This is a genomic window from Nostoc sp. NMS7, assembly GCF_017115085.1.
Classification (GTDB): domain Bacteria; phylum Cyanobacteriota; class Cyanobacteriia; order Cyanobacteriales; family Nostocaceae; genus Nostoc.
The window spans coordinates 42,516-48,943 of the sequence record NZ_JABXKJ010000082.1; the positions used below are offsets into that span (position 1 = coordinate 42,516).

A 6,428-nucleotide genomic window follows, 5' to 3' on the forward strand; every position below is an offset into this window, starting at 1 on the left:
ATGAGTAATGAGTAATGAGTAATGAGTAATGAGTAAAAAGGAAGAAATACGATTATTCGCTTGTTCTGGAAATAAGTAAAAAGTAAAATTCTTCACTCATTACTCATTACTTTTTACTCATTACTCAAATCACAAACCCAATCCCAAAAGTTGGTAAACCTGCAAACGTCTCATCAGCAAGTGGTGAAATGCTGCCATTTATTAACCCATTGCGTAAAAATGAAAACCTCCTCCCCCAAGTAGTTAGCTGAAAATCGTCTTGTTGGGCTGCTAAACTTCCACCTCCACCACCAGCCGCAATTGACGTTGCACTTCCTGATGTCTGGGCTGTTTGCAACCATTCCATCTCAATAAAGTGAGCCGCACAAAGCATAATACCCGTAACTCGATGTATGCCCCATAGGGATGCGGGAACGAAAGATAAGGCAGAGGTATCTAACCAGAATTGGATAGTTAAGGGTTCGACGATCGCAAATCGGTTGTAACCATGAGCAAGAAAGTAATCGGTGGTGGGTGATAGTAGCATAGGAGTTGAGTAAGGAGTAAGGAGTAAGGAGTAAGGAGTTAGAAATACGGAGTATAATTATTTGCTTATCGTGCAAGAAGTAATAAGTTAAAATTCTTTCCTTCTAACTCCTTACTCTTTACTCTTTACTCCTTACTCTCTTCATCCTATTGGCATAGAGATTCGTTGACGCATAGCTGATGCTGCTTGGTCAATATCTTTTAGGCGATCGCCAATTAGCTTCCGCACTGGAATACGTCTATCAACGTTGACACTAAGTTTCAACCAGTCAACATCAGAGATATTCTCGACTAACTCTTGTACAATCGATTCATCAGCAAAATCAGTTGTATCCTTGGCGGCGGTGACTGGATCGTCAGGAGGATAAACAGCGATCGCACCAAATTTAGTCAGCCTTGCAATGTCTGGCTTATTGCTCAGGTGATCGTTGACTGCACCCCACTCAAATGCGTCAACAAAGTTTGTTCCTTTTCTCAAAATCACCGAACCTAGCTCAACTCTTTCCCTTTCGGGTGTTTTTGTTTTGGGGCGATCAATTTGGTAGTAGAATAGGCGATCGCCCCTCATCCCGAAAGGTAATCCGAGTTGGCGCTTTTCCATTTCTGGGTTGTAAATAATTGCCAAATAAGTCATGAGTGATTTACTCCAAAATTACCGATCTGGTTTATGAGTTCCAAGAGTTCCTTCGGATGCTCTACGTTCTCTTCGTGATTTCAAATGTTCAATACATTTGTCTAAATAATTAAGAGCATCAATATTTTCTTGGCTTTTATAACCTGATTTTTGAAAATATTCTAATTGACTAAAGCAAGACTCTAAAACTTCAATTAGAAAAGCGCCATTTCTCCCAGCCTCATTAAGAGGGCCTCTTTGCCATGAGATGGTAAAGCCTGTACCAGTTGAGACTCCACCAGCATGAGTGCCATCTTCATTTGTCCAGTTTTGGTTGATAATTATGAGTTGATCTGAATCTTGAGTCATACAATTTACACTCCAATCATTATGTGGCAGGAATAGCGAACATAAACAACTATTCCACTAAATTTAAAAGCGTAGGCACGGTAAACTTGAAAGGGATTTACTTGCATCAGAGGACGCGGACGAAAAGCATCGGTAATTCTAGCTTTAAAACACATAGGGTCGCGTTTATAGAAAATGGCAATGTGTTCACCGTTCGGGCCTGCATCTTCTAATTCCTGAAGTGGCTCAATATTTGTGATACTGGGATTATTCTGTAAGAAAAACGTCAATGCACTTTTTTCTTGAAAATCATTCAATCGTAGTTGCGACATCAAGTAATCGTAGCGGTCTTCTGGGAGCAACAATGTATCAGGTTTAACTACCGTATTAGTAGCTTTTTTGATTCCCTGCACCCCAGCATTGAGAGTAGCCAAGATTGAATTAGCGTTGGTAACAGAACCATCTAACTTAAAAGGTGCAATGGAACGTAACCAAGCTGGATGGTTAAGAAAACCAGGAGTGCCAGTTTTGCGATCGCCAAATAACAATAATTTGTTAAGTGTTTCAATATAAGCTTGCTGTACCAAAGCAATCTTCTGTTCTTCAATTGGCAATCCTCGGTGTACAGTTGCTTCAACTTCAGTTTCGTCAAAGTAGTAACCAGAACGATACCTAAAAGCACGTTGCGAGAATTCTTCGCCGACCATATCTACAGAAGGTAAATTGGTAGTTTGACCGTTATCCAGTTCAAAACTACCAACTCCATCAATCATGGTGAAAGAAGTAGTTTCCGCCCAAGGCGCATTCAATTCTTCAATTTGAAATAACTCACCTGCTGCTGCCTTATAAGGGGGCAACATCCGGTGCATTACTAGAGCTTCTTTTAGTTCTAATTCCCGTTCAAACGCACCCACCGTTGGGGCATCTAATCGAATACTGGCTGAGATAGGCATTATAATTACCAAGTAATGAGTAAGAAGTAATGAGTAATGAGTAATGAGTAAGAAGTAATGAGTAAGATTTATGAATAAGCGATAAGTAAAAAGTAAGATTCTTCACTCATTACTCATTACTCATTACTCATTACTTCCTTCAAAACCTCACTTCGCAAAGCACGATAAATCTACCGAAAGATTGCTCGGTTCCAGAGATGATTTTGACGTTGTTGGCGACACTGAGATTGCCGCTAGCAATTTTGGTAATTTTGCCCTGATTCCCTACAGACACAGCAATATTTGGAGAATCACCAATCACCAAATCAGGGTCAACAGCTTCTACCCAAACACCTTTGTAAGTGCCAGAGTTTTTCAGCACGTTCATTACATAGCCAAAGGCGTAACCATCTTTAGCGTTGCCAAATCGACCAACTTTTTCAGTAGCTTGGGAAGATAACGTGACACCCAAAACTTCATACCCAGAAACCAAATCTATTAATGTGGCCGCGCTAGTTCCTTCTCTGGGATCACGAGGGTAAAACGACTGTCGTCCAACAAATCGACCGAAAGGAATGATTAGATTGTGGGAATTTGTTGTCGTTTTAGCGATCGCAATATCATTAGTTCTATCGGCAACATTGGTAGTGGCTAATATAGAAAAATCAATAGTGCGAGCGGTTAGGGTAATGACGCTATTAGTGAGATTTAAACTGGCATCTACTAAGCCATAGACAACTGGATCAGCCTGGATTGCTGCATATAAACCTGCACCTAACTCAGCAGTTGTGGCAGTAGAGTCAGTTGTGTAACTAACAGTTGCGCCATTTACCGATAAGGTATATAAAGCACTGTTATCAACCGTCGCCGGTGGGATGACGGTTACAACATCAAGGGCTGAAACTGTATTTGTATGTGGATATGTCTGGTGGCTCCCCATTCCCGACATCATGCCGGGGAGTCCCACCGGCATATATCGGTTAAAGTTCGTTTGTCCAGAAACAAGACTGTTAGATGCAAAAGTCATGGCTTTTATTTAAGTAATGAGTAATGAGTAATGAGTAATGAGTAATGAGTAAAAAGTATGATTATTTGTGAAACAAGTAATAAGTTAAGATTCTTCACTCATTACTCATTACTCATTACTCATTACTCCTTCCTTACCTACTGAGGGATAGAGGTTTTTTCCAAGCCTCTGAAAGTGCTTGAGAGCGTTCATCTTGAGGTGAACTAGCCGATCGCGGTGTTCGGGCAATTTTGACCATATTTTGCAGATTTATAGAACTGTCCGTATGTGGTTCCTCTTCCTCATCAGACAAAGCTTCCAGGTATATGCCATCAAAAAGCCCTTCCACCCATGCTGGTGAGTAACCAGAAATATCAACATCTGGCAGTAATTCTGATAGAGTTAAGCGCCGCACTTGGTCAGCGTCTAGTTCTGAGTCAAATCTGTCTTCCGTAATGCCTAAAGATTCAGCTTTTTTCCAAGCACTGAGAATATTACTTACTGAATCTTTCTTTGTTCCAGGCTTTTTAGTACTTTTTGATTTCTCTTTAGGTGTGGGTTTTTTAGCTATTTCTTCGTCTTCATCCTCGTCATCATCTTCATCTTCCCCATCCTCGTCCTCATCTTCATCATCATCCTCATCTTCATCTTCCCCATCCTCGTCGTCAGGGTCATCTTTCGCCATTGGCTCAGATTTAGACTTAGATTTAGACTTAGCCGCGTCAGCTACAAATTCGGCTGCATCTGAGTCCCAAACATACCCATGCTTTTCAAGTACTGGTATTGCCGAATTAGCAATTTCTTCATAGCCGTCAGCGCGTCCTAAAGTGCGATCGCGTTCTTCTTCAAGTTCTGTTGTTGTTTTTTCAAGTTCGGTAATTTGTGCGATCGCCTTAAGTTTCTCAGACTCCAGAGAATCAGCCCTAGCTTTCGCCGTTTCTAGTTCTTTAGCTTGCTGCGAAACTACAAATGCAAAATTCTCCGGGATGTCATCGTAAGTGACACTGTCAATAGTTACTCTCGCCATATTTCGACTCCGCTCAATACCAGTATTTTTTTTAGTTATTTTATTGAAGGAAGGAAGAAGTTCGGAGGAAGGAGGAAGAAGGGAAGAGAATGATTCCATCTTTTCTCCTCCTTCCTTCTTCCTTCTTCCGTCTTGCTTTTCGCCTACTTCCCAAGCAACATCTCCGCTACTGTCGAGACATATTCTTACTTCGCTGCCTGCTCTCCCTTTTTGAGTGACAGCTATATGATTAATCTCTAAGTCTGTTTGAATTGCATCGTATCTTTCCCCCTTCCATATCCCCGGTGTGGAGTCAATATTGCATTTATATCCAGCAGAAATTTCTACAGTTTTACCACTGCCGATACTTTCAACTGCTGTCGAGTCAAGAACTGTAATTACTCCCCGAACAAATCCACCCTCGTCATAAAAAACCGTAGAATCGCTTAATCCAACCGAATATTCTTTAGCGTTTAAAGCGTCAATTAAAACGGGTGGATGCTCTAGAGATATGGGTTTTAGCCCAAACCCAGTCAAGGCTTGCTTGTTAGCTTCAGGAGTTCTTAACTCTCTTCTTACTTGCCCATCTGGTGTGCGATATTCTAAGATGCCGTCTTTGGCAAACACAGCTTCTGCACGAAAGTATCCCTCTTTCGTGAATTCATGTTTCCGAATTTCGCCAGCATCAAATCTAGTAGCCACAGATGCGATCGCAATAACGATTTGCTAATCCTAGATTTGAATAATAGTTTTTTTAGTTATTTCGCTGTTTCAGCGAATGGGGTTATTCTTGAAGGAAGAAGTTCGGAGGAAGGGGGAAGAAGGGATAAGAAAGAATAAATCTCTTACTTTCTTCCCCCTTCCTTCTTCCCCCTTCCTTCACCAAAAAAGATGCCCCAATTAGCCGGACTGCCAATATTACAAAATTTAAATATTTACAGAGTTCTTGGCGAAAATATTAAAATACTTCGAGAGGAATCCTTCATTACCCAACTCGAACTCGCCGATCACCTTGGCATTTCCAACGATACCCTATCCAAAATGGAGCGAGGGAAACAACGTACAGAATACGCGATAGTTAGTGCGATCGCGGAAATCTTCGGAACAACGCCTGAAGTATTGGCAACAAAAAATAGCTGCCACAAAATATTAGAGTTGAGAAGAAATACAGACCGACTGACAATGTTACTTTGTGCCCATTCCGGTTCGATCCCTTTCTCTCCACTTTTGGTATTACAAATTTTGCGCCCAGAGAACAAGAAACCCTTCATTTCTACGCCCCCATTGCCGGAGTATTCCCCTAGTGGATTTGCTAACTACTGTCAGACGCTGAACGTATGTAATCGTCTAAGATATTGATAATTTGTTCTCTATCAACAGCAGAAACACCTATAAATTCTCTTTTTGGTACGCCTATTCCTAATTGATGTTTTCTAGCCTTCTCATCGTTTACGCCAACAATGCACTGATTACCAGTAACTTGGTAATTGATGCGCGATCGCATCAAACCGGTACTTTGAAGTATTTTTAATATCCTCCCCTTAGCCTGTTTTTCTCGCAGGGTAAATGCGGTCAACGGTTTCCAGGGTTTACCTTGTGGGTCAGTTTCGGTGACAAAGCGCTGGTCGATAGCGTAGAGCATATATTCGCCAATTTCTTGCAGCGCTGGGGTGAGGTTCCCGGTTTGGGTGAGAATGCGCGATAGGCGATCGCTTATTTGTTGATCACTGTATTTAATTGAAAATATGGGCATTTACGGAATTCTAAAGTTACTCTTTAATTAAAGATAACCTCAGTGGGATCGCCTCAGAAAACAACAGAAAATATGCTTGACGAAACACCGTACCCAAGAGTAACGCCTGTCGATTCCCAAGGGAATATTATTGGTGGGAATAGCAGTGGTAGTGACACAACAGCCGCTAATCAAACTACACAAATCGGCATAGAGGAACAAATACGCGATGGCGTTGCCAACCTTGCGGAACGCTTACCTCCTAC

General features: G+C 41.5%; 9 protein-coding genes. 2 read left to right on the top strand and 7 right to left on the bottom strand.

Annotation, left to right across the window (positions count from 1 at the left end; all coding sequences use genetic code 11):
- Positions 1-124: 124 nt before the first annotated feature.
- The 6 genes from HWQ38_RS08350 to HWQ38_RS08375 all read right to left on the bottom strand — a co-directional run bounded on the left by HWQ38_RS08350 (position 125) and on the right by HWQ38_RS08375 (position 5,132).
- Positions 125-526, bottom strand: coding sequence for a DUF4054 domain-containing protein (locus HWQ38_RS08350; protein WP_292792184.1), 402 nt, complete (start codon positions 524-526; stop codon positions 125-127).
- Positions 527-667: 141 nt separating this feature from the next.
- Complete coding sequence (locus tag HWQ38_RS08355; protein WP_292792186.1) at positions 668-1,159, bottom strand: hypothetical protein; 492 nt, start codon at positions 1,157-1,159, stop codon at positions 668-670.
- 18 nt (positions 1,160-1,177) lie between these two features.
- Positions 1,178-1,507, bottom strand: coding sequence for a hypothetical protein (locus HWQ38_RS08360; RefSeq protein ID WP_292792188.1), 330 nt, complete (start codon positions 1,505-1,507; stop codon positions 1,178-1,180).
- A gap of 5 nt (positions 1,508-1,512) precedes the next feature.
- On the bottom strand, positions 1,513-2,439 hold the full coding sequence (locus HWQ38_RS08365) for a major capsid family protein (protein ID WP_292792190.1): 927 nt from the start codon (positions 2,437-2,439) through the stop codon (positions 1,513-1,515).
- 139 nt (positions 2,440-2,578) lie between these two features.
- Complete coding sequence (locus HWQ38_RS08370) at positions 2,579-3,445, bottom strand: hypothetical protein (protein WP_292792192.1); 867 nt, start codon at positions 3,443-3,445, stop codon at positions 2,579-2,581.
- A gap of 133 nt (positions 3,446-3,578) precedes the next feature.
- A complete protein-coding gene (locus tag HWQ38_RS08375) occupies positions 3,579-5,132 on the bottom strand; it encodes a DUF2213 domain-containing protein (RefSeq protein ID WP_292792194.1) in 1,554 nt (517 codons plus the stop codon).
- 189 nt (positions 5,133-5,321) lie between these two features.
- Here HWQ38_RS08375 and HWQ38_RS08380 point away from each other — a divergent pair, with 189 nt between their 5' ends.
- On the top strand, positions 5,322-5,789 hold the full coding sequence (locus HWQ38_RS08380) for a helix-turn-helix transcriptional regulator (protein WP_292792196.1): 468 nt from the start codon (positions 5,322-5,324) through the stop codon (positions 5,787-5,789).
- On the opposite strand, the gene HWQ38_RS08385 is transcribed toward HWQ38_RS08380, so the two are convergent.
- Entirely contained in the window at positions 5,743-6,183 is a 441-nt protein-coding gene (locus HWQ38_RS08385) for a phage virion morphogenesis protein (protein WP_292792198.1), read from the bottom strand. The genes HWQ38_RS08380 and HWQ38_RS08385 overlap by 47 nt on opposite strands.
- 42 nt (positions 6,184-6,225) lie before the next feature.
- Between HWQ38_RS08385 and HWQ38_RS08390 the strand changes: the two genes are divergently transcribed.
- Positions 6,226-6,428: hypothetical protein (locus HWQ38_RS08390; protein WP_292792200.1), on the top strand; the 203-nt coding region annotated here is incomplete at its 3' end.